The sequence below is a fragment of the Chitinophaga sp. 22620 genome (assembly GCF_052044405.1).
Taxonomy (GTDB): Bacteria; Bacteroidota; Bacteroidia; order Chitinophagales; family Chitinophagaceae; genus Chitinophaga.
In genome coordinates this window covers 744,958-770,135 of the sequence record NZ_JBQEMV010000002.1, presented here as the reverse complement: position 1 = coordinate 770,135, position 25,178 = coordinate 744,958, and the positions used below count along the sequence as shown (strand labels likewise).

The following is a 25,178-nucleotide window of genomic DNA, read 5'->3' as shown; positions in this document are numbered from 1 at the left end:
GGCTAAAGGTCAGTTACTTAAAAACGCCCACTGGTACAGACGACAACGATATATCGTTACGCCGATTTTTTTCGCAACGAAATAAAGTAGTAATTTTGCCTTCGACCAACCTATCATTTCCCGTCATTCATCATCACCAGCCATCCGGTTGCATTGACATTGAGACGTTTCGCGCAGGCTCCTGCCTGGAGAGAGCAGCTTGCATGGGAAATGGCCTGTTTTATGCCCTTTAAAAGTCTAAATCAAACCATATGCGCCGCCGTTGGATGAGTACCTTATTCTTTATTTGCCTGGCCTGTACCGCAACCGCGCAAGGCCCTGCCAATTCGCGTAAGATGCTGTTGCAGGAACGCAACGACAGCGCCAGGGTACATTTGCTTATCGAACTCGGCAGCCACTATCTTTACAAACCTGGCGAAGTACCGCAGGACCTGGACAGCGCGATGTATTTCATCTTATCCGCCGAAGAGCTGAGCAGTAAACTAAGAATGTCTGAACAGCACGACTTCTGCGGAGCACTGAAAGGAAACCTTTACCTGGAACGGAGGGACATCCCTTCCGCCATTAAAACGGCGGAACGGCTTTCACCACCTAATCAGATCACGGTGCTCTTCAACACCGCCTTCCATTACCTGTACAGACCCGGGGAATTCGATTATGACCTGGACAGCGCGGTGATCTACGGCAAACAAACCATGGCAGTCGCAAAAAAGCACAACCTGCAAGAAGAATACGACAACGCCTGCAACATTGTTACCAAAGCCTATTTCGAAGGCAACAGGCTGACCAGCGCCCTTTCATATGTGAAGCAGCTGGAAGGCGTACCCAGGGCGGAGGCGCTGCATATGCTCGGTTGGATATATTACGCAAAGCCGGGAACGGTAAAAACGGATATAGATACCGCCTTCCTGTACACCCGCCAGGCCGTGCAATTGTGCAGGCAGCTGGGCCTGAAAGAGCCGCTGGAACGGAACTTATCCCAGCTGGCCAATATCCACTGCAAAGCAAAACAATATACCGAAGCAGGCAACATTCTGCCGGAACTGAATGGTGGCCGGAAAGCCGATGTGCTCGCCAGGATGGCCGGGTATTATCTTAACAAAAGCATGCACGACAGTGCGTACCGCACCGCCAGAGAGGCCCTGGATATTTATAAGGCAGAGCAGGGTAAAGACGGTATAATCACCTGCAACCGCATCCTGGCTGCGCTGGAAATGAAAAAAGAGAACACGGATAAACAGGTGCAGGGCCTGGCCGGCATGGCGCGTTATCAAAAACTGATGAAGCTGGGAAAGGAATACCAAAGCGGTTTCCCGGTCTTTGACCCGGGAAGGCTGCAGGTAGCGGATCTGTATTTCACCGAAGCAATAGCCATAGCTGAAAGTGCCGCGCAGGAGGATACCAGCCTGCGCAATGCGCGCCGGGAAAAGGGCCGCACCGCATTTATGATGAACGACGTCCCGGGAGGGATGAATATTTTCTGGGAAGTGATCACCGGGCTGCGCAGCAGGAACGATAAACATGAAGAAGCTGTGACATGGATGCTCATCGGTAATACTATCCGCCGAACACGGCACAACTACCCCGCCATTATCAACGCATACCTGCAAAGCGCCACGCTGGCCGCCATAACGAAGGACAAGAACCTCGAAATAAATGCCACCCTGAGATACGCCTACCAGCTAGCGGAAGATACACAACCCGAACTATCCGAAAAAGCGCTGCTGCAATTGCAGGAAAAATATCCCGATGCCGTAAATCCGCTCGCCTACAGGCTCCACAGCTACCTCAGCGCCATTTACCGCAGCCGCGGCAATCTTAACCTGGCATTGGACCATTCCCTCAAAAGCATCCGCCTGCTGGAAAAAACCGGCAACCTTACCGGTATACACCTGCTGTATGAAAAAGCCGGCGACATCTACTCCAACCTCGGCCAGCCGCTCAAAAGCATTGCCTGGTACCGGCGCGCGCTGGATGCTGTCCATCACAACCCTCCCGAAGACTTCGATTACATCGTTACCGGCAAGCTGGTGGAGGAAATGGTGAAGGTCGGTAAAACAAAAGAGGGACTGGCCGTTCTTCTGCAACTTTACAAACAGTTTCCCCCGCAAACATACTATGCGAAGATCGGGATACACAACGCCCTGGCCACCTGCTACAATATACTCGGGCAGCACCACCTCGCCGAAACATATTACCTGGCGAACACCTACGACCTGGAACGCACACGGATATCAGATCAAACCTACACGGACATCCAGTACAATATCGGCAAGTTCTACCTGGAAAGAGGGCAGTACCTGCGCGCGGACTACCACCTGAAAAGATCCCTGCGTTATACCCAGGATGCGACTGCCGTGGCCTCCGCCAAAGACGTGCACCTGCTGCTTTTCCGTTCCGATTCCGCCCGCGGCGATTACATCTCCGCCATCAGGCACTACCAGCAATACAAGGCTTTCAACGATTCCATTTTCAATACCCATACCAGCCGGCAGATCCAGGAACTGCAAATTCAATACGAAACCGAAAAGAAAGACCAGACGCTGATGCTGAAAGAAAAAGACCTGTTGCTCAGGGAGCAGGACATCCTGCTGCTCACCCGCCAGGGCATGCTGCGCGAAACGCGGCTGGAGCAGGCGCTGCTGAAACGCAGGCAGGCGGAGATCGAAGCGGAGCGAAAGGACCAGGACCTGAAATTAAAAGAACAGAACATCCAGCTGCTTACCAAACAGTCGCTGCTGCAGCAAAGCCGCCTGCAACAGGAGCAAATGCTCAGAAAGGTGACCTATGGCGGCGTGAGCCTGTTGCTCGTGATCGTGGGGCTGCTGTATTACGGCTACCAGATAAAACGCCGCAGCAACAGGAGGCTGGAAGCGCAGCAGAAAGAGATCAACCAACAGAACATTTCACTGCAGCACCTCGTAAGCGAAAAAGAATGGCTGCTGAAAGAAATACACCACCGTGTGAAGAACAACCTGCAGATCGTGATGAGCCTGCTGAACAGCCAGAGCGCTTACCTCCAGAACGATGCCGCGCTTAACGCCATCAGGCACAGCCAGCACCGCGTGCAGGCCATTTCGCTGATCCATAAAAAGCTCTACCAGTCGGATGATGTGGGTATGGTAGCCATGCCGCTGTACATCCACGAACTGACGGAATACCTGAAAGATTGTTTCGACACTTCGCAGAACATCCTTTTCGACCTGCAGGTGGCCGACATTAAAATGGATGTATCGCAGGCGGTGCCGCTGGGCCTGATATTGAATGAAGCGATCACCAACAGCATCAAATACGCTTTCCCGGGCAAGCGCGACGGCGCCATCAGCATCAAACTGGAGAAACATGCCGGCGGGCGCACCCTGCTCACCATTGCAGACAATGGCGTAGGGCTTCCCCCGGACTTCGACCACCTGCAATGCAGCTCCCTCGGCATGAGCCTGATGCAGGGGCTTACGGAAGACCTCGGCGGCCGCTTCAGCATCCGCAACCGGGCAGGCGCTTCCATTTCCATTGCTTTCGACCATGAACACGAACAACATTCTGTTTTGAATTTTGCAAAAGCTGAAAAAGCGCAGGTATGAAAAATTTAAACTCTTTGAATATGAATGACAAAGTGCTGATCGTGGAAGATCAGTTCATTGAAGCAAACGACCTCCGGCTGATGCTGGAAAAAGCCGGTTATAAAGTATGCGGCATCGCCCGCTCGGTGCCGCAGGCGCTTGAGCTGATAGAAAAAGAAAGGCCGGGCCTCGTGCTGCTGGATATTTTCCTGAAGGGCAAACAAACGGGCATAGATCTCGCGAAGCAGCTGCGTGAAGAACACGTCGCTTTCGTGTACCTGTCCGCCAATTCCAGCCAGGACGTGCTGGCCGCCGCGAAAGCTACGCAGCCATACGGGTTCCTGGTAAAACCCTTCCGTGAAAAAGACCTGCTCATTACCCTCGAAATTGCCCGCTACCGGCACGAGAACAGCCTGGAATCGAGCCTCCGCAGGGAATCGGCGCTGCACAAAAAGCTGGACATCATTCGCGAAAGCCCCGTAAACCGGGACCAGAAGCTGCTCCAGTGCGCCATGGCCTTGCAGGCCTTTATCCCGTTCGACTATTTCTCTGCCGTCATGCAGTTGCAGGACGGCACCGTGGTACACGGGCAAGACTTCCTGCGCACCGGCTTCGACGAATACCAGCACATCGGCCCGCGCGAGCTGGCCGCCATCAGCGGCATGAAAGAACCGGCGCTGAACCTGCTGCATAACAGCATGGAAAGAATATCCAAACCCGCATTTTACAACGATGAAAGTTTCCGCCAGCTTACAAAACCGGCGGGCCTGCATAAGCTGGTGGCAGACAGTTTCAGGATGGGCAGCCATATGGTTTACCCTATCCCCTTCGGCAGCGGCGATCATTTTTATTTCCATTTTTATTCACGCCGGCCGGATGCCTACAACCCCGCGCATATCGCATTATTCGGCCGCATGGCGCCTGCATTCACAAAAATAACAGAGCACCTTGCGCAGTTCGGCGCCATGGAAACGGCTGTGGCTGCACCTTTCCGGCCTTCCGCGCACGGCTCCGGATTCGAAGGCATTGTAGGCAGCAGCCACCTGCTGCTGAATGTATTCGACAACATCGCGCAGGTAGCCCCGCTGGATACCTCCATCCTCATACTCGGCGAAAGCGGCACCGGCAAGGAAAGGATCGCGGATTGCATTCACCGGCTTTCGCCGCGCAAACACAAGCCGCTTGTTAAAGTGAATTGCGCGGCGCTACCCGCCACGCTCATAGAATCGGAATTGTTCGGCCACGAAAGAGGCGCGTTCACCGGCGCGCTGGATAAGCGGATCGGGAAATTTGAACAGGCCCACGAAGGCACTATTTTCCTGGACGAGATCGGCGAAATGCCCATGGAGCTGCAGGCCAAGCTGCTGCGCGTGTTGCAGGAAAAAGAAGTGGAACGTATCGGCAGCAGGGCGCCCATCCGTGTGAACATCCGCATTATTGCCGCCACCAATCGCAATCTCGAAAAAGAAGTGGCGGAAGGCCGCTTCCGGCTCGACCTTTATTATCGGCTCAACGTGTTTCCCATTACCATCCCTCCATTGCGGGAGCGGAAGGAAGATATTCCCGCGCTGGTATCCCATTTCCTCCAATACTTCAACCGCAAAACCGGCAAACGCATCACCGGCCTGTCTGACAAAGCACTTCGCAGCATGATGGAATACAACTGGCCCGGCAACATACGCGAGCTGGAGCACCTGGTGGAAAGAAGCATCCTGCTGACGCGCAGCAATATTATCGAAGAAGTGCCCATTCCTTCCCTTCAACGCAAAGGATCCGCGGAGCCCGCTGGAGAAGAACGCATCAAAACGATCCATGAGAACGAGCGGGACCATATCCTTACCGTGCTCAAAAAATGCAATGGCCGTATCTGGGGCATGGGCGGAGCGGCAGAACTGCTGAATGTGCCACCCACCACGCTGAATTCGAAGATGAAAAAACTCGGAATAAGGAAAGAGCACATATCCTGATTTGATCAATCCGGGAAAAGTGCAATTCTTCCCTTTATCTGCACAAGATGCGGAAAGGTACATCTGCCTACCTTTACCCGATGAATACAGCATATGACGCCGCCATTATCGGCGGTTCTTCCGCAGGATTGTCCGCCGCTCTCACATTGGGGCGCTTTGGCAGGCCCACGATCGTATTTGACAATGGTACGCCGCGCAACAAACCCGCCGCGCACGCGCACAACTTCTTCACCCGCGACGGCGTTCCGCCCTCGGAACTGTTGCGCATCGCAAGGGAACAGCTTGTGCCGTACCCTTCCGTTGAACTGCAGCCGCTCACCATCGCATCCGCTGAAAAAACAGCGGAAGGTTTTGTATTGACGGCCGCTTCCGGCGAACGCATCAGCGCGAGAAGAATTATCATCGCCACCGGCGTGAAAGATACCCTGCCCGGGATTGCCGGCATGCAGGAGCTTTGGGGCAATGCCGTGTTCCATTGCCCTTACTGCCACGGCTGGGAAGTGAAGGGCGAACCGGTAGCTATTATTTCGAACGGGGATAACGCCTGGCATTATGCCATGATGGTGTCGAAGCTGAACAAAGACCTGGTATTCCTTACCAATGGCCCGTCCACATTAAGCGCCGAGCAAACAGAGAAGTTCAAACGCAAAGGATTTTCCATTATCGAAACGCCCATAACATCGCTGCAAAGAGAAGGTGAAGGCATCCGAATTTCCTTTACTGACGGCAGCTCTATCCAGAAAAAAGCGGCGTATTACCGCTCCGAAAAATTGCATTTCCAGAACGAACTGGCAAAACAGCTGGGCTGCCAGCTTTCGGAAGCAGGCTCCATAGTGGTGAATGCGATGTACGAAACTACCGTCCCTGGCGTATTTGCAGCGGGAGATATCAGTCACGACGGACTGCACCAGGTAGCAGTAGCCGCATCCGGCGGGCATACCGCCGCTGCTGCGTGCAATTCCCAGCTTTGCGCGGAAGATTTTGAAGCGGAAGCTTAAGCGCCGTTCGCCACTTTGTAAATATCTTTTACTTCCAGCACCTTTTTGCTGTAACCATGCTGCGCAACTTTGATCATGGCCTGCCCCAGCTCCGCCAGGGTGCCCACAAATGAAGGAAAGAGCGTGCGGAAGAAGGGAAACATCCAGCTCAAATACCGGTAGTAAGGTTTCGTGTTCTTCAAACCTTTGGTGGGATGCAGGTAACCCGGGCGGAATGCATACACCTGCCTGAACGGGAGCCGCATCAGGTCGTTCTCTGTTTTGCCTTTCACCCGCGCCCACATAGCCCTGCCGCGTTCGCTGCTGTCCGTTCCAGAACCGGAAATATAACAGAAAGTCATTTCGGGGCTCGCTTGGCACATTACTTCGGCCGCATGCAGCGTGAGCGTGTGCGTGAGTTTGTAATACGTTACTTCATCTTTACCGATGGCGCTTACGCCAAGGCAAAAGAAACAGGCGTTGTAACCGGTCAGCTCGCCGGCCAGCGGCGCAAGGTTGTAAAAATCTTCGTGGATGATCTCTTTCAGCTTCGGGTGACTGAAGCCGGAAGGTTTGCGGTTGACGATGAGGACGCTCTCTACTGCCGGGTGTTGCAGGCATTCGTGAAGCACCCCTTCTCCTACCATCCCGGTAACACCGGTGATGATCGCATGGATCTTGTCAGGCATATGCTGCTTGTTTGTGGCGGAAAATTATGCTTTTTTTCCCGGAACCATCCTGTGCTCAGGCTTCAGCCGTCTCCGTACGGCCAATGGTCCGGCGGCATACCAGCAACACTGCCAGCGCCGCCATTGCGGCCGCCGTCATTACCAAAGCCAGCGGCATGGCGCTGTTCGCTTCATCAAGACTTACAAATACAGAAGCCAGCGCGCCAACGCCCATCTGCAATGCGCCCATCAGCGAAGAAGCGCTGCCCGCATTCCTTTCAAACGGAGCCAGCGACAGCGCGGCCGTATTGGGGTTCACAAAACCAAGGCAGCACAGCAGCACGAACAATACCGCCAGCGTGCCCCAAAGGTCCAGCCAGCCGTTCATTACGCCAAATATAAAAAACAAGCCCACCAGGGATTGGACGCCCAGCGCTACCGGCAATATCTGTTCGCTGGTAAACCTCCGCAGCGCCAGGGTATTCACCTGGCTGGAACCGATAAAACCGACAGACAGCGCGGCGAATATCCAGCCGAAAGTTTTTTTGTCCACGTGATGCACGTCCATAAATACTTTGGGAGAAGCAGATACGTAAGCGAACAAAGCGGAGAACGCAATCGCGCCGGTGAGCGTGTAGGTGTAGAACTGCGGCTCCTTCATCACCTGCCAGAAGTTGCGGATGATTGGCCCGGGCTTGAGAGACATGGTGGTATCCGGCTTGTAACTTTCCGGCAGCCAGAAGATGCTGGCCAGCAGCATCAGTATGCCCATTACCGTAAGAATGATAAACACGGCATGCCAGCCGAAAGCAGTGGTCACGTAACCGCCCGCCGTTGGCGCTATCATAGGCGAAGCGCCCACTACCAGCATGAGCAGGGCAAATACTTTCGCATTCTCATTCACCGGGAAGATATCGCGCACCATCGCCATAGCTGCCACGGTGGCCGCACAGCTGCCGATGGCCTGGAAGAAACGCAGGATAATGAACTGGTCTATATTCTGCGTCAGCACACAGCCGATGGACGCGAGGATGTAAGCCAGCAGGCCGATGTAGAGCGGCTTTTTGCGGCCAAACCGGTCCAGCAGCGGGCCATACAGCAACTGCCCGGCGGAAATACCAATAAAATAGCTGGATAAAGTGAGGCCTACGCTGGATACATCCGTATGGAGATCTTCAGCAATGGCGCCGAAGCCGGGCAGGTACATATCTATGGTAAAAGGGCCGAGGGCAGTAAGGCTTCCGAGTATCAGGATCAGAAAAAAATAGGTCGAACGTTTCAAAGCCGGAAATTTCCGCAAAGATCAGCAGAATATCCGGCTTTGAACATAGAATTAATTGATCACTGTATAATTACCGTTGTTGTTGCAGGATGCCGTACTCCAGCCCGCGTATCTCCGCCAGCCCTTTCAAACGCCCGATGGCGCTGTATCCGGGATAGGTTGTTTTTTGAAGATCATCCAGCATCTGGTGTCCATGGTCGGGACGCATGGGCAGGGAAATATTTCTCCGCTGCATCACCCGCGTTAGCTCGGTCACCACGGCGTACATATCTACATTGCCATCCAGGTGGTCCGCTTCATAGAAATTGCCGTTTTGATCGCGGCGGATATTGCGGAGATGAATGAAGTGGATATGATCTCCATGCCGGCGGATGATGCCGGGCAGGTCATTGTCTGCCCGCACGCCTAATGAACCGGTACAATAACACAGACCATTGGCGGGCGAAGGCGCCGCCCGCAGGATCGCCTCCAGGTCAGCTTCCGTGCTTACGATGCGGGGCAGGCCCAGCAAGGGATACGGCGGATCGTCCGGGTGAATGGCCAGGCTGAGGCCGAGGGATTCCGCAATAGGCACCACTTCGCGCAGGAAATGAAAAAGATGTTCGCGGAGCTGTTGCGCGTTGATGTGGGCGTATTTACCGAGCGCGGCAAGAACGGCTTCGGGCGTAAACCGGTCGTCGCTGCCGGGCAGGCCCAGCAGGGCGTTGTGAAAGAGCGTCTCTTTTTCAGCATCGCTCATTTCGTGCAGGCGTTGCCGTGCGGCGGCCATTTCTTTTTCGGTATAATCTTTTTCGGCGCCGGGCCTTTTGAGCAGGTAGAGGTCGAAGGCGATGAAGGCGTTGCGTTCATAATACAGGGCGCGGCTGCCATCAGGCATTACATAGGCAATGTCCGTCCTCATCCAGTCCATCACCGGCATAAAATTGTACGTGATCACGGTAATGCCGCATTTGGCGAGGTTTTGCAGGCTCGTCTTGTAGTTTTCGATGAAACGGGTAAAATCGCCGGTCTGCCGTTTGATATCTTCATGCACAGGAAGGCTTTCGACTACGGACCAACGCATGCCGGCGGCTTCTATCATGGCTTTCCGGCGGTTGATCTCGGTAACGGTCCATATTTCGCCGGGGGGAATGTGATGAAGCGCCGTTACAACGCCGGAGCAGCCTGCCTGCCGGATATCCCATAAGCTGACAGGATCGTTGGGCCCGAACCAACGCATTGTTTGTTCCATTGACATGTGCAGAAAGTTTAGCATCGGGCCTTAGCGGCCCCGTGGAATTTTTATTACTGCGCCAATATCTGAAAAAAAACGGAACGGTTGTCAGAATCCGCCGCTACAACGATGTAATTCATGTTTTGCCCGCAGGCAGCTCGCACAAAAGCAGGAGCCGGGCCCGGTCCGCCACGGCGATCTCTTTGCCGGACATGACGATCAGGTGCTCCTGGATCATTTCCTGCAACATCCTGAACGTGGTTTCGTAAGTGGCGCCGGTGTAAGAAGCAAGGTCCTGCCGCGACAAAGCGAAGTCGATGAACCCGTTCTCATTCCTGCCGAATTTCTTTTCCAGTGAAACCAGGGCCTGGGCGATCCTTCCTTTCACCGGCATGTGGGCGAGGTTGCGCATCTTTCTTTCCGATTCCTGTAATTCCCTGGCGTAGAAGAGCATCAGTTCATATAACAGCTGGTGGTTCACTTTCAGCGAAGCCTCCCAGAACGCAATATCGAAATAACACACCGTTACCGTTTCCAGCGCGGTGGCCGTAACCGGGTACACCGGCTCAAGCCCGATGCCGCGGTGGCCGACGATATCGCCTTTTTTCGCGAAACGGACGATCAGCTCCTTGCCTTCATCCCAGTGCTTGTGCACCTTCACGCTGCCTTTATAGATGAAAAAGATCCCTTTCACGGGGTCTCCTTCCCGGAACAGTTCCTGCCCTTTCCGGTATGTAAAATGCATGCTGTTTGCCTCCACCGCGGGCAGCCATTCCTTCATGCAAAGGCGGCACACCATGCAGATACTGGTATCGCAGCCCTGTTTATCTTTCTTCATATATTATCTGCCTGTCTGCGCCGGCGGCGATCATGCCGGCCAGTTGTTCCCGCCACTTCACCACTTCACCCACCACTATAATAGCGGGGTTTTCGATGCCCTGCGCTTCCGCCACAGTGGCGATATCCGAAACGGCGCCCGTAATGATCCGTTCCTGGTCCGTAGTGCCGTTCTGAATGACCGCCACGGGCACGGAACCCTTGCCCGCTTCCCGGAAGATATCCATGATGGCGCCGATGCGGCTCATGGCCATCAGGATCACCACGGTGGCGGTGGATTGGGCCGCCAGGTACACGTCTCCCGAAATGTCGCCGCTGCGCGTGGTACCGGTGGTTACCCAAAAGCTTTCCGCCACGCCCCTGCTCGTGAGCGGGATCATCTGCATGGCCGGTACGGCCAGCGCGCTGGAAATGCCGGGCACTACTTTTACCGGTATGCCTGCCCGGGAAGCAGCTTCAATCTCTTCCACCGCTCTGCCGAACACGAAGGGGTCGCCTCCTTTCAGCCGGACCACATGGCCATACTCACGGGCGGAACTGATGATCAGCTCATTGATCTCCTCCTGGGAGAGCGCATGGCAGCCGTACCGTTTGCCTACGAAACGAAGCACAGCCGGTTTGGTGGCGTATTCCAGCAGCTGCGGGTTCACCAGGGCGTCGTATAATACAACATCAGCTGTAGCCAGAGCGCGGATGGCTTTGAGCGTGATCATCTCCGGATCTCCGGGGCCGGCTCCGATTAAAGATAAAGCAGGTTTTGGCATAGAAAACACATTATGATAAAATTTATATAACTATTATTGACCTAATCATACCTAAAATTAAAACATTTTGCCGTAAATTTATGATATAGATCATACACCTAATTCAATTTCTACGTTTTTAAAGCTGATTTCAATTATATTAATTATTTATTAATATATCTTTAGTATGAAGATCGTAGTAATTGGTAATGGCATGGTCGGCCATAAATTCTGTGAGAAGATCACACAAAAACTTGGCACAAACACCGCCCGGATCGTCATTTTTGGCGAAGAGACCCTTCCGGCGTACGACCGGGTACACCTCAGCGAGTACTTTGCCGGCAAATCCGCGGAAGACCTTTCCCTCGCGCCAGCCAGCTGGTACGCTTCCCAAAACATCACCCTTCACCTTGGCGACCCTGTTCATATAATTGACCGGGCACAAAAAACGGTCACTTCCCTGAAAGGCATTACCGAACCTTACGACTTTCTCGTGATGGCCACCGGCTCCGCCGCTTTTGTACCCAATATAGCGGGAACAGATAAAAAAGGCGTATTTATTTACCGCACCATCGAAGACCTGGAGCTGATGAAGGATTACGCTCCCCGCGCCACCCGCGGCGCCGTGATCGGCGGCGGCCTGCTGGGGCTGGAAGCGGCCAAGGCCCTGCTGGACCTCGGCATTACACGCACCAGCGTGATCGAATTCGCGCCAAGGCTTATGCCCCGGCAGATCGACGATAAAGGATCCTTTGTATTGCAGACCAAACTGCAGAGCCTGGGCCTGGAAGTGCTCACCGGTAAAAACACCTCCGCCATTCTCGGTGAGGAAACCATCACCGGCCTCCAGTTCTCAGACGGCACTGCCCTGGATGCGGACATGCTGGTGATCTCCGCCGGCATCAAACCGCGCGACGAGCTGGCAGCGGCCTGCGGCCTGCAAACCGGGCCGCGCGGCGGCATCGTGGTGAACGACCTGCTGCAAACCAGCGACCCCTCCATTTATGCCGTGGGCGAATGTGCATTATATAATGGTATGATCTACGGCCTGGTGGCACCCGGTTACGAAATGGCGGAAGTGGCCGCTTCGCATATCATTGATGCGGCAGCTTCGCAAAAGGCCTTCACCGGTTTCGATATGAGCACCAAGCTGAAACTGATCGGCGTGGACGTGGCCAGCTTCGGCGATCCCTTCACCGCCCCGGACCAGAGCCATAGCATCGTGATGGAAGACAGCATCAGCGGGGTTTACCAGCGCATCAATATTTCGCAGGACGGGAAATACCTACTCGGCGGCATCCTCATCGGGAACGCCGACGCTTATAACATGCTGCTGCAAACCTGCAAGAACAATATTATCCTCCCTCCCAACCCTGCCGACGTACTGCTGGGTCCCCGCAACGGGGCCGCACCCGCCGGCGCCGGAGTGGACTCGCTGCCTGACGAAGCAGTGATCTGCAGCTGCGAAAGCATCACCAAAGCCGCCATCTGCCAGGCGGTAGAGGCCGGCAACGAAACCCTCGACGCCGTAAAAAAATGCACCAAAGCCGGCACCTGCTGCGGCGGATGCACACCCATGGTGAAAGACCTCATCACCGCCACCATGAAGGCACAGGGCAAATACATCCGCAACGTGGTGTGCGAGCACTTCGACTACTCCCGCCAGGAACTGCTGGACCTCATCAAAGTAAAATCACTCCGCTCCTTCGACGAAGCGCTGGACCATTACGGTCACGGTGAAGGCTGCGAAGTATGCAAACCCGTGATCAGCTCCATACTGGCCAGCCTGTGGAACGACATGATCCTCGCCAAGGGCAACGATACCGCGCAGGACAGCAACGACCGTTACCTCGCCAACATCCAGAAAGGCGGCACCTATTCCGTGGTGCCCCGCATCCCCGGCGGCGAGATCACGCCCGAAAAGCTCATCGTGATCGGCACCATTGCCAAAGAATATAATTTATATACCAAGATCACCGGCGGCCAGCGCATCGATATGTTCGGCGCGCACCTCGGCGACCTGCCCGCCATCTGGGAAGCCCTCATTGATGCCGGTTTTGAAAGCGGCCACGCTTACGGCAAAGCGCTGAGGACCGTGAAAAGCTGCGTCGGTTCCACCTGGTGCCGCTTCGGCCTGCACGACAGCGTGAGCTACGCCATCCGCATAGAAGAAAGATACCGCGGGCTGCGCGCGCCGCACAAGATCAAAAGCGCCGTATCCGGCTGCATCAGGGAATGCGCGGAAGCACAGTCCAAAGACTTCGGCATCATCGCCACCGAGAAAGGCTGGAACCTTTACGTATGCGGCAACGGCGGCTCCAAGCCACAGCACGCGCTGTTGCTTGCGCAGGACCTGGACAGCGAAACCTGCATCCGCTACATAGACCGCTTCCTCATGTTTTACATCAAAACCGCCGACCCGCTGACCCGTACCGCCACCTGGCTGAACAAGCTGGAAGGCGGCATCGACTACCTGCGCAACGTAGTGGTGAACGACAGCCTGGGCATTGCCGAGTCACTCGAAGCGGAAATGCAGCTGCTGGTGGACAATTATAAATGCGAATGGAAAGAAGTGGTGGACAGTCCCGAGCTGCGGAAGAAATTCTCGCACTTCATCAATGCGCCTGAAGAAAAAGATCCGACCGTAAAATTTGAAACGCTCCGCGAGCAGAAAAAAGCAGCGGACTGGAAATAACCAAACTCACCGATTATGTCAACGATCAGCTCAACCGCCATTACCTGGTTCTTTGCCTGTAAAACAACTGATGTGCCGCAGAACGGCGGCGTTTGCATCAAGTACAAAGACGAACAGATCGCGCTGTTCTATTTCTCGCGCAGCAACAGCTGGTATGCCACGCAAAACCTCTGCCCGCACCGCCGCCAGATGGCGCTCAGCCGCGGCATGACGGGCACGCACCAGGGCGAGCCGAAGGTAGCCTGCCCCTTTCACAAAAAAACATTTTCCCTGGCAGACGGGCGCTGCCTCAGCGACGAACATGAATGCTCATTAACAGTATACCCGGTAAGATTGGAGGACGACCGCGTGTACATCGGCATACAGGCCGGTGTGGAAGCGGATGTGCTGGTAACGGTGGAAGCACTGTAAAAGCGAAACCCGGCAGTTTGCAGACTGGCTGGGCTTCTGGATTTTAAATTGATTGGCTCACTTAAAATTTCTCAAATTTACATGAAAAATCCGTTACAGGAACCCCTCCGCAAACTCTCGCTTTTCAGTCTTGCCACCGTGCAGATGCGCACCTTCCACATCACCTGGCTGATGTTCTTCGTCTGTTTCTTCGGCTGGTTCGGCCTTGCGCCGTTGATGCCTACCATCCGGGCGGACCTTGGGCTTACCAAATCGCAGGTGGGCAACGTTATGATCGCATCCGTATCGGGCACTATCATCGCGCGCCTCATCATCGGCCGCCTCTGCGATACCTGGGGCCCGCGCAAAACCGCCGTGCGCCTGCTGCTGTTCGGTTCCATCCCGGTGTTCCTCGCGGGGCTCGCGCACGATTACACCACATTCCTGCTGTTCAGGCTGGCTATCGGCACCATCGGCGCTTCCTTCGTGATCACGCAGTTCCATACCTCCATGATGTTCGACGCCAATATCAAAGGCACGGCCAACGCCATCACCGGCGGTTGGGGCAACCTGGGCGGAGGCGTTACCAATATCGTGATGCCGCTCATATTCGCGGCCATCATGGGCTTCGGCTACACCGCCGGGCAATCGTGGCGGCTGGCCATGATCGTGCCGGGATTGATGATGCTGGGCGCAGCCTTCCTTTATCATAAATATACCAAAGACACACCGGCAGGTAATTACGACGAGATAGAACGCGACACCGAAAAAGGCAAGACCGACTGGTCTGTGCTCAAAGACTGGCGCGTATGGGCATTAATGCTCGCATACGCCATGTGCTTCGGCATGGAGATCACTTTCGATAACGTCGCTTCCCTTCACTTCGTGGATACGTACCATCTTTCCCAAAGCAGCGCAGGGTTCTGGGCCGGCATATTCGGGTTGATGAACCTGTTTGCCCGCGCACTGGGCGGCTTTGTTTCCGACCGCGTCGGGCTGAAACAGGGACTGAAAGGGAAAGGCATACTGCTTGCCTTTGTGCTGCTGGCCGAAGGCGGGGGATTGTTGCTCTTTGCAGGAGCAGGCAGCCTGAAACTGGCCATCATTGCCATGATCGGCTTTGCATTGTTCCTGAAAATGGCGAATGGCGCCACGTACGGAATTGTACCTTTCATAGACAAGAAAAATGTGGGCCTGGTGAGCGGCATTGTGGGCGCAGGCGGCAACCTCGGCGGCATGCTGTTCGGCTTTCTTTTCAAGGCAGATAATATTTCCTACGAACAGGCTTTCACCTGGATCGCTTACGCAGTGATAGCCACCGGCTGCATCGTACTGTTCACGGGATTTTCCAAAGAACCCGCCGCGCGCAGGGTTCCAAACCTTATCACGCAATAATATGTCCAGCTTCAAAACCACCTGTTGCTACTGCGGCGTAGGATGCGGGATCGTTGTTCACCGCGACAGGCAGGGGAAACTCAGTCTCGAAGGCGACAAAGACCATCCTGTGAACCGGGGCATGCTTTGCTCCAAAGGCATGAACCTGCACTACACCGTGATGGACACCAGCGACCGGCTGCTTCACCCTGAAATGCGCTACCACCGCAACGCTCCGAGGATGAGAGTTTCCTGGGACCAGGCGCTGGACAGGGCGGCCGCGGTTTTCAGAAGCATCATCCGCCGCTACGGCCCGGATGCCGTGGCATTCTACGCCTCCGGCCAGTGCCTTACCGAAGAATATTACGTCGTCAATAAACTGATCAAAGGTTTCATCGGCAGCAATAACATAGACACCAACTCGCGCCTCTGCATGAGCAGCGCCGTGGCCGCCTACAAAATGTCGCTGGGCGAAGATGCAGTGCCCGGCACCTACGACGACATTGAGCTGGCAGACTGCATTTTTGTCGCAGGCGCCAATCCCGCCTGGTGCCATCCCATCCTCTGGCGCAGGATAGAAGCCGCCAAAGCTGCCAATCCCGCGCTCCGCATCATAGTGAGCGACCCGCGCGTTACGCAGAGCTGCGCGGCGGCAGACCTGCACCTTCAGCTTAACCCGGGTACAGACATCGTATTACATCATGCCATCGGCCGTTTGCTCATAGAGCAGGGCCATACCGATAAAAATTTTATACACCAGCACACCGAAGGGTTTGCACGATACCGGGATGCCGTAATGCAGCGCAGCATTGCAGAAGCCGCCATCATCTGCGGTATCCCGGAGCAGCAGCTTTACGAAGCAGCAGCCATGATCGGCGCTTCCGGCGGGTTCATGACCATGTGGACCATGGGGCTGAACCAGAGTGCCGTTGGTGTTTCCAAGAATCTCAGCCTTATAAATCTCCACCTTATCACCGGCAGGATCGGCAAGCCCGGCAATGGGCCATTTTCGCTCACCGGGCAGCCGAACGCCATGGGCGGAAGAGAAACCGGCGGGCTCGCCAACCTGCTGCCCGCGCACCGTTTGCTGGACGATCCGGCCCACCGGGCAGAAGTACAGGCATTCTGGGGCGGCACTACGATCTCCGACAAGCCTGGGCTGACTGCTACAGACATGTTCGCCGCCCTGGAGAAAGGCAGCCTGAAAGCCATCTGGATCATGGGCTCCAACCCGCTCATTTCCCTCCCCGACGCACGCGCCATGGAAGCAGCTTTGCAGAAAGCCAGCTTTGTAGTAGTACAGGAAATTTCCTCCAAACCAGAAACGCTGAAGTACGCGGATGTAATACTTCCCGCGGCGGCCTGGGCGGAAAAAGAAGGCACCATGACCAATGCCGAACGCCGCATCAGCTACCTGGCAAAGATCACCGAGCCGCCCGGCGAAGCCCTGCCCGACGCAGAGATCATCTGCCGCTTCGCGCAAAAGATGGGATATAACGGGTTTGACTACACGAATCCCGGCGAGATATACGATGAACATTGCAGGCTCACCGCCGGTACGCGCATAGACATCAGCGGGCTTTCCTACAAAATATTACAGGAGCGGAGAAGTATTCAATGGCCTTATAACAACGGCCAGGGCACCGCCCGCCTCTTCACCGACCACCTTTTTTACACCAAACACCAGAAAGCCGTAATCCACACCGTGAGCGACGGGAACACTTCCGAAGCGCCCGGCGAGGATTTCCCGCTCATCCTCACCACCGGCCGCATCCGCGACCAGTGGCATACCATGAGCAAAACGGGAAAGGTGAGCAAGCTCAAACAGCATATCGCATCATCCTTCCTCGAAATCCACCCGGACGATGCGGAAGCCCGCAACATCCGGCAGGACGATCTTGTGGAAGTGACCAGCCCGCGCGGACAGGTGCGCGTGAAAGCAAAGATCAGCAGAGACATCAAGCCCGGCGTGGTTTTCCTGCCCATGCACTGGGGCAAGATATTACAGAACGACCTGAACCGGGCGAACAATCTTACCAATAACCTCACCGATCCCATCTCCCGCCAGCCGGACCTGAAGTTTGCCGCCGTGGAAGTAGCGAAATACAGCAAACCTTTGCAGAAGATCGTCGTGATCGGCGCAGGTGCGGGCGCATGCGGCTTTGTGCGCTCCTACCGCGGTTTGAACCGGACCGATCCCATCACCGTATTCAGTAAGGAAGACTTGCCTTTTTATAACCGCGTTATGCTGCCGGACTACATCAGCGGCGCCCAGCAGTGGGCGCAGCTGGTGAAGATGTCAGACACGGAAGAAGCATCGCTCAACATCACCCTGCACCGCGGCATAAGCGTTGAGCATATAGACCGGGAACGCAAGCAGGTGACAGACAGCAAAGGCGTTGTGCACGATTACGACGTGCTCATCCTCGCTACCGGCAGCAGGGCGGCCACGCTTAAGGACACGCCGGAAATGAACGGCGTCTTCACCATGCGCACCCGCAGGAATGCGGACGATTTCATGCAGCACATCTCCCCGGAAAAAGGAAGAGTGGTGATCGCCGGCGGCGGCCTGCTGGGCATCGAGCTTGCCGCTTCGCTCCGGGAAATGAATATCAGCGTGGCCGTGATCCAGCGCACCTCGCGGCTCATGGACCGCCAGCTGGATGCGCTCGGCGCGCAGCTGCTCAGTGAAGAGCTGAAAGAAAGGGATATCGAAATATTTTTCAACGATGAAATAGAACAGTTCTCCGGCACCCGGCAGGTAGAAGGCATCCGCCTGAAAAGCGGCCGCTACATCGATTGCCAGGCTGTTGTGTTTTCCATCGGCACCATACCGAACATTGAGCTGGCGCAGGCCGCCAGGCTGGAATGCAACCGCGGCGTGGTGGTGAACCCATACCTGCAAACCAGCGACCCCTCTATTTTTGCCATAGGCGAGATAGCCGCGTTCGAAAACGTGCTGTACGGCATCACCGCCGCCGCGGAGCAACAAGCCGCCGTGGTGGCGCGTTTCCTCAACGGCGACATCTCCGGTTATTACGAAGGTTCACTGTTCATCAACATCCTGAAGGTGCAGGGCATGGACCTCTGCTCGCTCGGTATGGTGGAAACGCCCGGCGATCCTGCTTATGAAGAAGTGATATTCATCGACAAAGCAAAACGTTATTATAAAAAATGCATCATCCACCAGGACAAGCTGGTAGGCGCCATCCTCATCGGCGATAAAAGCGAGCTGGCGGAATTCCGCGACCTCATCCGGCAGAAAACGGAGCTGTCTGACAAGCGGCTGGAACTGCTCCGCTCGGGCAAAAAAGGCGCGCCGGTGCTGGGCAAGCTCATCTGTTCCTGCGGCAACGTGGGCGATGGCAATATCAAAGAAGCGATCAGGGGCGGGCATACGGACCTGGACGGCGTTTGCCGTGCCAGCGGCGCGGGCATGGGCTGCGGAAGCTGCCGCCCTGAAGTATTGAGGCTGCTGGAACAGGCGCTTCCTTCCATTAAAACCACTCATCATGGCCAAGCAATCACATCTGGTACGGTTTAATTTCACCGGGGGCATCATATCGCCCGGCTATTTGCAGGAAATCCTGGAAGCAGCGGAAGCCGCCAGGGTGGAAGATGTGCGCTTCGGCCTCCGCCAGCAGCTGTTTTTACAGGTGCCTTATAAGAACTTCGATACTTTCGAAACGGTCTGCCGGCAGAAAGAAATTCAATTTCACCTGGACCTCTCCGCGCCCAACATCATCAGCTCCTACGCTGCCGCGGGCATCTTCATCACTGATTCATGGCTCACAGAGGGCATTTACAAAGATATTTTCGACACCCTGGCGCAGCCGCAGCTGAAGGTCAATATCTGCGACAGCCGCCAGACATTCGTACCGCTGTTCAGCGGCCATCTCAACTGGATCGCGTCGCCGCATCCGCATTACTGGTACCTGTACGTACGCTATCCCGGTCAAACCGACACCTGGCGCTGGTCGCGGCTGATCTACACCAACAGCATCCCGCAGGTGAGCGCCATGCTGGAAACGCAGATCCTGCAGCAACAAAATCCCGCATCCCTGCTCAGTACCACGCTGGATTGCATCAGCCGCGAAATTGACAGGGAACTGGAACTGCCGGCTTTTCACCTTCCTTATTACGAAGGTTTTAACCGCCACGACAATCAATACTGGCTGGGGATCTACCGTCGCGACGAGGTCTTTGACGTGGCTTTCCTGAAAGATATCTGCTCCGTTTGCCTGGAAACCGGCATCGGGCAGTTTTATGCAACGCCCTGGAAGTCTGTCATCATCAAAAACATTGAACCCGCGCACCGCAAGCTTTGGGATTATATTCTCGGCAAGCACGGCATCAATGTGCGGCATGCGGCCAATGAGCTGAACTGGCAGGTGGCGGACCATTGCGAGGACAGCCTGATCCTGAAACGCCACATCATCCGCCATTTCGATACGGCTGACGTGCGCACTTACGGCCTGTGCTTCAATATCAGCCTGGATATGGGCAAACATCACTTCGGCTCCATTGTGATCAGGCGGCAGGAGAACAAACACCGCAGCAAGCTCAAATACCTGCAGCGGTATGACGTACTGTATACGCCGGATTTCAATCCCAACACACACCAGCTGATACCTTACCGGAGCGAGGTGCTGAAAGAGCACCTGGGGCCGTATATCGCGTCGTTGTGCAGGCATTATTACGAAAAAGGAACCGAGTGGAACGTGCTACAGGAGTATGTTTCCGGGCAAAAGGCCATACCGGTTGACATAAATTCAGAAAAAACCGTGCACCAGTGCCCTTCCTGCCTGAGCATTTATGATGAAACAGCAGGAGACGCCGGGCGGGGAATTGCGGCGGGTACGCCTGTAACAGCTTTGCCGGAGGATTATTCTTGTTACATTTGTGAAACACCCGTCCGGGAATTCACACCGGTGGCTTTGGCCGCACTGACTGTGCCGCTCACCTGAATTTCCATACCGGGAACACCGATCCTTCAGGGAATGTTCCCGGTTCGGGAGGAAGCTCCATAAACGCATTGGCATGCAGCAGCGAAGCCATATCGCCGGAGCCGCCGTAAGTGACGGGACGGGCGGTAATACGGGCGCCGGGCGCATATTGTAATTGCACCGGCAGAAAATAAGTGAGGGGTTTGTCGAATTTTACGTCCGTTTCCAGCGCGGCGAACAGCTGTTCTTCCGGCGTATGATGCAGGCAGGCCAGCAGCCAGGGCTGGATATAACGGTAAAAACAAAGCTGTACGGAAACAGGATTTCCCGGCAAAGCAAATACCACCGGCCCGTCGGGAATGGTACCGAACAGGAAGGGCTTCCCGGGCCGCTGTTCAACTTTATGAAACACGCGCTGCATGCCGCAGCGCTCCAATACTTGTGGCAGATGATCGAATTTACCGGCAGAAACAGCACCCGTACATATCAGCACATCCGATTTGGTGAGCAGGGGCCGGAGCTGCTGTTCCATGCTGTGCGGCTCGTCGCGCAGGTGGATGATATCCGCGGGAATGCCCAGCGCATGCAGGGCCGCGGCAATGCTGTAAACGTTGGACATACGTACCTGGTGCCGTTCCGGCATGGAACGTATCTCCACCAGCTCGTCGCCGGTGGCCACCAGGTAAATACGGGGCAGTTTGCTCACTTTCACTTCCGCTTTTCCCACACTGGCCAGCACGCCGGCTTCCGCCGGGCCGATGCGTACACCGGGGCCCAGCAATACTTTCCCCGCCGGAACGTCGCTGCCTTCGGCATGAATGTTCTGTCCGGCCTGCACTTCCTTTTCGATCGTAAAACGTTTGAACCCTTCATGCTCTGTTTGCTGAAGATGTTCGTAAGGGATCACCGTATCGGTGAGCTCGGGCAGGATGGCGCCGGTCATCACTTCCATACAGTCCGCCAGATTGGCCAGCTGCATGCGGGGCATACCGGCAGCCTGCACGTCTTCCAGCCCGAATACCCGCTGGCCGCGGGCATAACTGTCGTATGCAATGGCAATGCCGTCCATCGTTACACGGTCGTAGGGAGGAAAAGGCCGGTCTGCGATCACCTGCTCGCGCAAAATGCGGCCGGCAGCCGCTTCCAGCAACACAGTGGTGGCGCCCGTGTCTTTCACAACGGCCATTACTGCTTTAAAAGCATCCGGAACAGACATCATGCGATAAACGATTTTAGTTACGATAAATTTATTCAATTATGAGCAATGCGTCAAATACGGCGTTCAGCCACCTGGACGGGCAGGACCGTCCGCATATGGTGGATGTTGGCGGCAAGGCCGACACGGAAAGAACGGCTATAGCGGAAAGCCGGGTGTTTCTGCCCGCCGCGGTGCGCAATTGCATGAGCGGCGAAGAGCTGGTGACGAAAAAAGGCGCTGTGTTCCAAACCGCCATTATCGCCGGGATCATGGCCGCCAAAAAAACGCCGGAGCTGATCCCGCTCTGCCATACGCTGCTGCTGGATCATTGCAGCGTAACTGTCACGCTGGAAGGCGAAGAGGCGGTGATCCGCTGCACGGTGAAAACGCATGGCAAAACCGGCGTGGAAATGGAGGCGCTCACGGGCGCCAGCGTAGCCGCGCTCACCGTTTACGATATGTGCAAAGCGCTTTCTATGGAAATGGTGATCCGCGATACAAAGCTCATTGTAAAAACGGGAGGCAAACGTGATCATAACGCTTCATAAAACAAAGCCCATAGCGGGCACAAGCATAAGCAAGAACATTGGGCTTTATGAAACAAAGTCCATAGCGGAAAGAAGCATAAACAAAAACATTGTGCTTCGTGAAACAAAATTCACCGGAAAAAAAGGAGGTAAACATGGCGCTTAAAGGATTGGTGCTGTGCGGCGGGAAAAGCCTGCGCATGCAGCAGGATAAAAGCATGATCGACTATCACGGGCAACCGCAGTGGAAATATCTATACGGGCTGCTGAAAGGATTTGTACCCGAAGTATGGCTATCCGCCCGCGAGGGACAAAAGTTCCCGGGCTGCAAAAACATTATCTTCGACAGCATCGAAGGCGCTGGCCCGTCTGCCGGGCTGCTCAGCGCCCATGCGCACGACCCGGCCGCGTCCTGGCTGGTGCTGGCCTGCGACCTGCCGCTGATCAGCGAGCAAAGCATTGCCCTGTTGCTGGAAAAACGGCAAACCCAGCGGCCCGCTACTTCCTTCATCAGCCCCTACAACGAACAGCCCGAACCGCTGATCGCGATCTGGGAACCCGCTGCGCTGGCGCAGCTGGAAACGGATTTCAGGGAAGGCAAGACCTGTCCGCGTAAAACGCTGGCCGGCCTCGACGTGGTGTTGCTGGAAAACCCGTACCGGCGCGAACAATACAATGCCAACACACCGGAAGAAATGGAAAATGCGAAGGAGAAACTGAAATGAGGAATGAGAGATGCATATCAGGGATGCGCCGCCACCCACACAGCGCCGTCTTCAAAGAATTCCTGTTTCCAGATGGGAACAGTTTCCTTGAGCGTATCGATGGCGAACTGGCAGGCGGAAAAAGCCGCCGCACGGTGCGGGGCAGCCACCGCGATCACCACTACTTCTTCGCCGGGCAGCTTTTCGCCGGTGGCGTGAATAATGGCGATACGCTGCACGTTCCATTGCAGGGCAGCCTGCTGTGCGATCTTTTCCATTTCAAGCAGGGCCATGGGTTCGTAGCTCTCGAAGAAAAGCTTCTGCACGGGCTTTCCCATCGTCTGGTTCCTCACGGTGCCGATAAAAGTGACAATGCCCCCGCTTCCCGGGCTTTCCACGAAGCGGATGGCTTCTTCCGTGCGTATGTCCGAAACAATTTTAATCAATGATTCCATCTCGTAATTTTTACCCGCCGCTCAAAGGTGGGATAACGGCCACTTCATCGCTTTCCGCCAACGGTTGCTCATCGTTTGCATACGCTTTGTTCACCGCTATCATCACTTTCCTGAGGTTCAGCATAGAAGGGTATTGCAGGCCCAGCCAGGAACGGAACTCGCCCACCGTTGCGAACCTCTCCGCAACCTCCAGCGACGCGCCGCCCGCCAGCTCTTTCGTGATACCGAAAAACATAATTCTCATGACAGTATAAAGCTACAATAACACAAGCATTTTTTTGCCAACAAAAATATTCAATATGAAGATCAGGATCAGGGGGAACAGCATCCGTTACCGGCTGGACCAGGCGGATGTGACCAGGTTGCAGGAAACAGGCAAAACAGAAGAACACACCCATATCGGCGCAGGCAAGCTGCATTTTTGCATACGTTCGCGCGATATCGGCGCACCCGCTATTAAGCTGGAAAGCGACGGCGTGCACCTGAGCATACCAGCTGCCTGGTTCACCCGCATGCTGGAGCCTGCGGAAGTTGGATTTGACCACCAATTTGAAAACCCGGACGGTTCCCTGCTGAAAATACTGGTGGAAAAAGATTTCAAATGCCTGACGGTTCGTGACGAAGACGACAGCCAGGCCTTCGAGAACCCCGATGCGGGGAAAAACTGCTGATATGCTGACTGACCAACACAACCGGCCCATCAACTACCTGCGCCTTGCGGTCACCGACCGCTGCAACCTCCGCTGCACTTACTGCATGCCGGAAAAGATGCAGTTCCTGGACCGCGCCGCACTGCTCACTTATGAGGAGATCGCCCGTATCGTGCAGGTGCTGGCCGCCGAAGGCGTGCAAAGGATACGCATTACAGGCGGAGAGCCTTTCCTGCGTAAGGATCTGCTTTCGCTGCTGGAAGTGCTCACCGGCTATTGCGAAACCGCCATCACCACCAATGGCGTGCTCACCGCGCCGTTCGTGCCGGCCTTGCGCAAACTTGGCATCCGTAAAGTGAACCTCAGCCTCGATACGCTGCATGCGGAACGTTTCCGGCAGATCACCCGCCGCGACCAGTTTGCCGCCGTAATGCATACGCTGCAAGCATTGCTGGAGCACGATATGGAAGTGAAGATCAACATGGTGGTCATGAACAACGTGAATACAGACGAACTGGCGGCTTTCACCGCTTTAACGGAACAATACCCGGTATCCGTAAGGTTCATTGAAGAAATGCCCTTCAACGGCCAGGGCAACGGCTTCTCCGGCATAGAATGGAATTACCGCCGCATACTGGATCATATCGGGGAAACATTCCCCCTGCACAAGCTCCCCGACGCGCCCGGCAGCACTTCGCTGAATTACAGCATAGCCAGTCATAAAGGGAATATCGGCGTGATACCTGCATTCAGCAGAACGTTCTGCGGCACCTGCAACCGCCTGCGCATTACGCCCACCGGCGGGCTTAAAACCTGTTTATACGGCCATGATGCGCTGAATGTGCGCGATCTGATAAGAGAAGGAATTTCAAATGATGTATTGACCGATGAGATCAGGACCGCCATTGCAAACAAACATGCGGACGGCTTCCAGGCGGAACGCGCCAATGCGCGCAGCATAATGGAAAGTATGTCTGCCATCGGCGGCTGAG

20 protein-coding genes are annotated in these 25,178 nt (G+C 55.3%); 12 read left to right on the top strand and 8 right to left on the bottom strand.

The features are described from left to right. Positions 1-251: 251 nt before the first annotated feature. The 3 genes from ACTJIK_RS12885 (at position 252) to ACTJIK_RS12875 (ending at position 6,525) form a co-directional block, all read left to right on the top strand. Positions 252-3,581: a tetratricopeptide repeat-containing sensor histidine kinase gene (locus ACTJIK_RS12885; protein ID WP_440646764.1), complete on the top strand. Its 3,330-nt coding sequence runs from the start codon at positions 252-254 to the stop codon at positions 3,579-3,581. A 20-nt stretch (positions 3,582-3,601) separates the two neighbouring features. Then, positions 3,602-5,527: a sigma 54-interacting transcriptional regulator gene (locus tag ACTJIK_RS12880; protein ID WP_440646763.1), complete on the top strand. Its 1,926-nt coding sequence runs from the start codon at positions 3,602-3,604 to the stop codon at positions 5,525-5,527. An 80-nt stretch (positions 5,528-5,607) separates the two neighbouring features. Further along, positions 5,608-6,525 carry an NAD(P)/FAD-dependent oxidoreductase gene (locus ACTJIK_RS12875; RefSeq protein ID WP_440646762.1) on the top strand — a complete coding sequence of 306 codons (918 nt, stop codon included), beginning with the start codon at positions 5,608-5,610 and terminating at the stop codon, positions 6,523-6,525. On the opposite strand, the gene ACTJIK_RS12870 is transcribed toward ACTJIK_RS12875, so the two are convergent. From ACTJIK_RS12870 to cobA, 5 genes are all read right to left on the bottom strand, one after another. Next, the gene (locus tag ACTJIK_RS12870) at positions 6,522-7,193 is read right to left on the bottom strand and encodes an NAD-dependent epimerase/dehydratase family protein (protein ID WP_440646761.1); all 672 of its coding nucleotides are present in this window, start codon (positions 7,191-7,193) and stop codon (positions 6,522-6,524) included. The genes ACTJIK_RS12875 and ACTJIK_RS12870 overlap by 4 nt on opposite strands. Positions 7,194-7,248: 55 nt before the next feature. Next, entirely contained in the window at positions 7,249-8,454 is a 1,206-nt protein-coding gene (locus ACTJIK_RS12865) for a multidrug effflux MFS transporter (protein WP_440646760.1), read from the bottom strand. 70 nt (positions 8,455-8,524) lie between these two features. Beyond that, positions 8,525-9,691 (bottom strand): mannonate dehydratase, encoded by a 1,167-nt coding sequence (uxuA, locus tag ACTJIK_RS12860; RefSeq protein ID WP_440646759.1) that lies wholly within the window; start codon positions 9,689-9,691, stop codon positions 8,525-8,527. 112 nt (positions 9,692-9,803) lie between these two features. Further along, positions 9,804-10,505, bottom strand: coding sequence for a Crp/Fnr family transcriptional regulator (locus tag ACTJIK_RS12855; protein WP_440646758.1), 702 nt, complete (start codon positions 10,503-10,505; stop codon positions 9,804-9,806). Next, complete coding sequence (gene cobA, locus ACTJIK_RS12850) at positions 10,492-11,268, bottom strand: uroporphyrinogen-III C-methyltransferase (RefSeq protein WP_440646757.1); 777 nt, start codon at positions 11,266-11,268, stop codon at positions 10,492-10,494. Before cobA ends, ACTJIK_RS12855 begins: the two co-directional genes overlap by 14 nt. A 166-nt stretch (positions 11,269-11,434) precedes the next feature. On the opposite strand from cobA, the gene nirB reads away from it, so the two are divergent. From nirB to ACTJIK_RS12825, 5 genes are all read left to right on the top strand, one after another. Then, complete coding sequence (nirB, locus tag ACTJIK_RS12845) at positions 11,435-13,942, top strand: nitrite reductase large subunit NirB (protein WP_440646756.1); 2,508 nt, start codon at positions 11,435-11,437, stop codon at positions 13,940-13,942. A 15-nt stretch (positions 13,943-13,957) separates the two neighbouring features. Further along, positions 13,958-14,353 carry a nitrite reductase small subunit NirD gene (gene nirD / locus ACTJIK_RS12840; RefSeq protein WP_440646755.1) on the top strand — a complete coding sequence of 132 codons (396 nt, stop codon included), beginning with the start codon at positions 13,958-13,960 and terminating at the stop codon, positions 14,351-14,353. Positions 14,354-14,434: 81 nt separating this feature from the next. Next, a complete protein-coding gene (locus ACTJIK_RS12835) occupies positions 14,435-15,727 on the top strand; it encodes a NarK family nitrate/nitrite MFS transporter (protein ID WP_440646754.1) in 1,293 nt (430 codons plus the stop codon). 1 nt (position 15,728) lies between these two features. Then, positions 15,729-19,250 carry a molybdopterin-dependent oxidoreductase gene (locus ACTJIK_RS12830; RefSeq protein WP_440646753.1) on the top strand — a complete coding sequence of 1,174 codons (3,522 nt, stop codon included), beginning with the start codon at positions 15,729-15,731 and terminating at the stop codon, positions 19,248-19,250. Beyond that, complete coding sequence (locus ACTJIK_RS12825) at positions 19,219-20,673, top strand: rubredoxin (protein WP_440646752.1); 1,455 nt, start codon at positions 19,219-19,221, stop codon at positions 20,671-20,673. The genes ACTJIK_RS12830 and ACTJIK_RS12825 overlap by 32 nt, the downstream gene beginning before the upstream one ends. Here the strand turns inward: ACTJIK_RS12825 and ACTJIK_RS12820 are convergent. Beyond that, positions 20,666-21,871 carry a molybdopterin molybdotransferase MoeA gene (locus ACTJIK_RS12820; RefSeq protein ID WP_440646751.1) on the bottom strand — a complete coding sequence of 402 codons (1,206 nt, stop codon included), beginning with the start codon at positions 21,869-21,871 and terminating at the stop codon, positions 20,666-20,668. The genes ACTJIK_RS12825 and ACTJIK_RS12820 overlap by 8 nt on opposite strands. A 38-nt stretch (positions 21,872-21,909) precedes the next feature. Between ACTJIK_RS12820 and moaC the strand changes: the two genes are divergently transcribed. Further along, complete coding sequence (moaC, locus tag ACTJIK_RS12815) at positions 21,910-22,398, top strand: cyclic pyranopterin monophosphate synthase MoaC (protein ID WP_440646750.1); 489 nt, start codon at positions 21,910-21,912, stop codon at positions 22,396-22,398. Positions 22,399-22,496: 98 nt separating this feature from the next. After that, the gene (mobA, locus tag ACTJIK_RS12810; RefSeq protein ID WP_440646749.1) at positions 22,497-23,102 is read left to right on the top strand and encodes a molybdenum cofactor guanylyltransferase; all 606 of its coding nucleotides are present in this window, start codon (positions 22,497-22,499) and stop codon (positions 23,100-23,102) included. A 17-nt stretch (positions 23,103-23,119) separates the two neighbouring features. Here mobA and ACTJIK_RS12805 read toward each other — a convergent pair whose 3' ends face one another. Further along, a complete protein-coding gene (locus ACTJIK_RS12805; RefSeq protein WP_440646748.1) occupies positions 23,120-23,536 on the bottom strand; it encodes a molybdenum cofactor biosynthesis protein MoaE in 417 nt (138 codons plus the stop codon). Positions 23,537-23,546: 10 nt separating this feature from the next. Then, entirely contained in the window at positions 23,547-23,780 is a 234-nt protein-coding gene (moaD, locus tag ACTJIK_RS12800; RefSeq protein WP_440646747.1) for a molybdopterin converting factor subunit 1, read from the bottom strand. Positions 23,781-23,835: 55 nt separating this feature from the next. Here moaD and ACTJIK_RS12795 point away from each other — a divergent pair, with 55 nt between their 5' ends. Together ACTJIK_RS12795 and moaA are read left to right on the top strand one after the other, a co-directional pair. After that, on the top strand, positions 23,836-24,207 hold the full coding sequence (locus ACTJIK_RS12795) for a DUF7009 family protein (RefSeq protein ID WP_440646746.1): 372 nt from the start codon (positions 23,836-23,838) through the stop codon (positions 24,205-24,207). A gap of 1 nt (position 24,208) precedes the next feature. Then, positions 24,209-25,177 carry a GTP 3',8-cyclase MoaA gene (gene moaA / locus ACTJIK_RS12790; RefSeq protein WP_440646745.1) on the top strand — a complete coding sequence of 323 codons (969 nt, stop codon included), beginning with the start codon at positions 24,209-24,211 and terminating at the stop codon, positions 25,175-25,177. Position 25,178: the final 1 nt, after the last annotated feature.

Bases quoted from the DNA above. Each gene is read 5' to 3' on its own strand.
- ACTJIK_RS12830 (WP_440646753.1), top strand. From the start codon at position 15,729: ATGTCCAGCTTCAAAACCACCTGTTGCTACTGCGGCGTAGGATGCGGG.
- nirB (WP_440646756.1), top strand. From the start codon at position 11,435: ATGAAGATCGTAGTAATTGGTAATGGCATGGTCGGCCATAAATTCTGT.
- ACTJIK_RS12825 (WP_440646752.1), top strand. From the start codon at position 19,219: ATGGCCAAGCAATCACATCTGGTACGGTTTAATTTCACCGGGGGCATC.
- ACTJIK_RS12855 (WP_440646758.1), bottom strand. From the start codon at position 10,505: ATGAAGAAAGATAAACAGGGCTGCGATACCAGTATCTGCATGGTGTGC.
- uxuA (WP_440646759.1), bottom strand. From the start codon at position 9,691: ATGTCAATGGAACAAACAATGCGTTGGTTCGGGCCCAACGATCCTGTC.
- cobA (WP_440646757.1), bottom strand. From the start codon at position 11,268: ATGCCAAAACCTGCTTTATCTTTAATCGGAGCCGGCCCCGGAGATCCG.
- ACTJIK_RS12835 (WP_440646754.1), top strand. From the start codon at position 14,435: ATGAAAAATCCGTTACAGGAACCCCTCCGCAAACTCTCGCTTTTCAGT.
- ACTJIK_RS12885 (WP_440646764.1), top strand. From the start codon at position 252: ATGCGCCGCCGTTGGATGAGTACCTTATTCTTTATTTGCCTGGCCTGT.
- ACTJIK_RS12880 (WP_440646763.1), top strand. From the start codon at position 3,602: ATGAATGACAAAGTGCTGATCGTGGAAGATCAGTTCATTGAAGCAAAC.
- moaA (WP_440646745.1), top strand. From the start codon at position 24,209: ATGCTGACTGACCAACACAACCGGCCCATCAACTACCTGCGCCTTGCG.
- ACTJIK_RS12795 (WP_440646746.1), top strand. From the start codon at position 23,836: ATGAAGATCAGGATCAGGGGGAACAGCATCCGTTACCGGCTGGACCAG.
- nirD (WP_440646755.1), top strand. From the start codon at position 13,958: ATGTCAACGATCAGCTCAACCGCCATTACCTGGTTCTTTGCCTGTAAA.
- ACTJIK_RS12870 (WP_440646761.1), bottom strand. From the start codon at position 7,193: ATGCCTGACAAGATCCATGCGATCATCACCGGTGTTACCGGGATGGTA.
- ACTJIK_RS12820 (WP_440646751.1), bottom strand. From the start codon at position 21,871: ATGATGTCTGTTCCGGATGCTTTTAAAGCAGTAATGGCCGTTGTGAAA.
- moaD (WP_440646747.1), bottom strand. From the start codon at position 23,780: ATGAGAATTATGTTTTTCGGTATCACGAAAGAGCTGGCGGGCGGCGCG.
- ACTJIK_RS12805 (WP_440646748.1), bottom strand. From the start codon at position 23,536: ATGGAATCATTGATTAAAATTGTTTCGGACATACGCACGGAAGAAGCC.
- moaC (WP_440646750.1), top strand. From the start codon at position 21,910: ATGAGCAATGCGTCAAATACGGCGTTCAGCCACCTGGACGGGCAGGAC.
- ACTJIK_RS12875 (WP_440646762.1), top strand. From the start codon at position 5,608: ATGAATACAGCATATGACGCCGCCATTATCGGCGGTTCTTCCGCAGGA.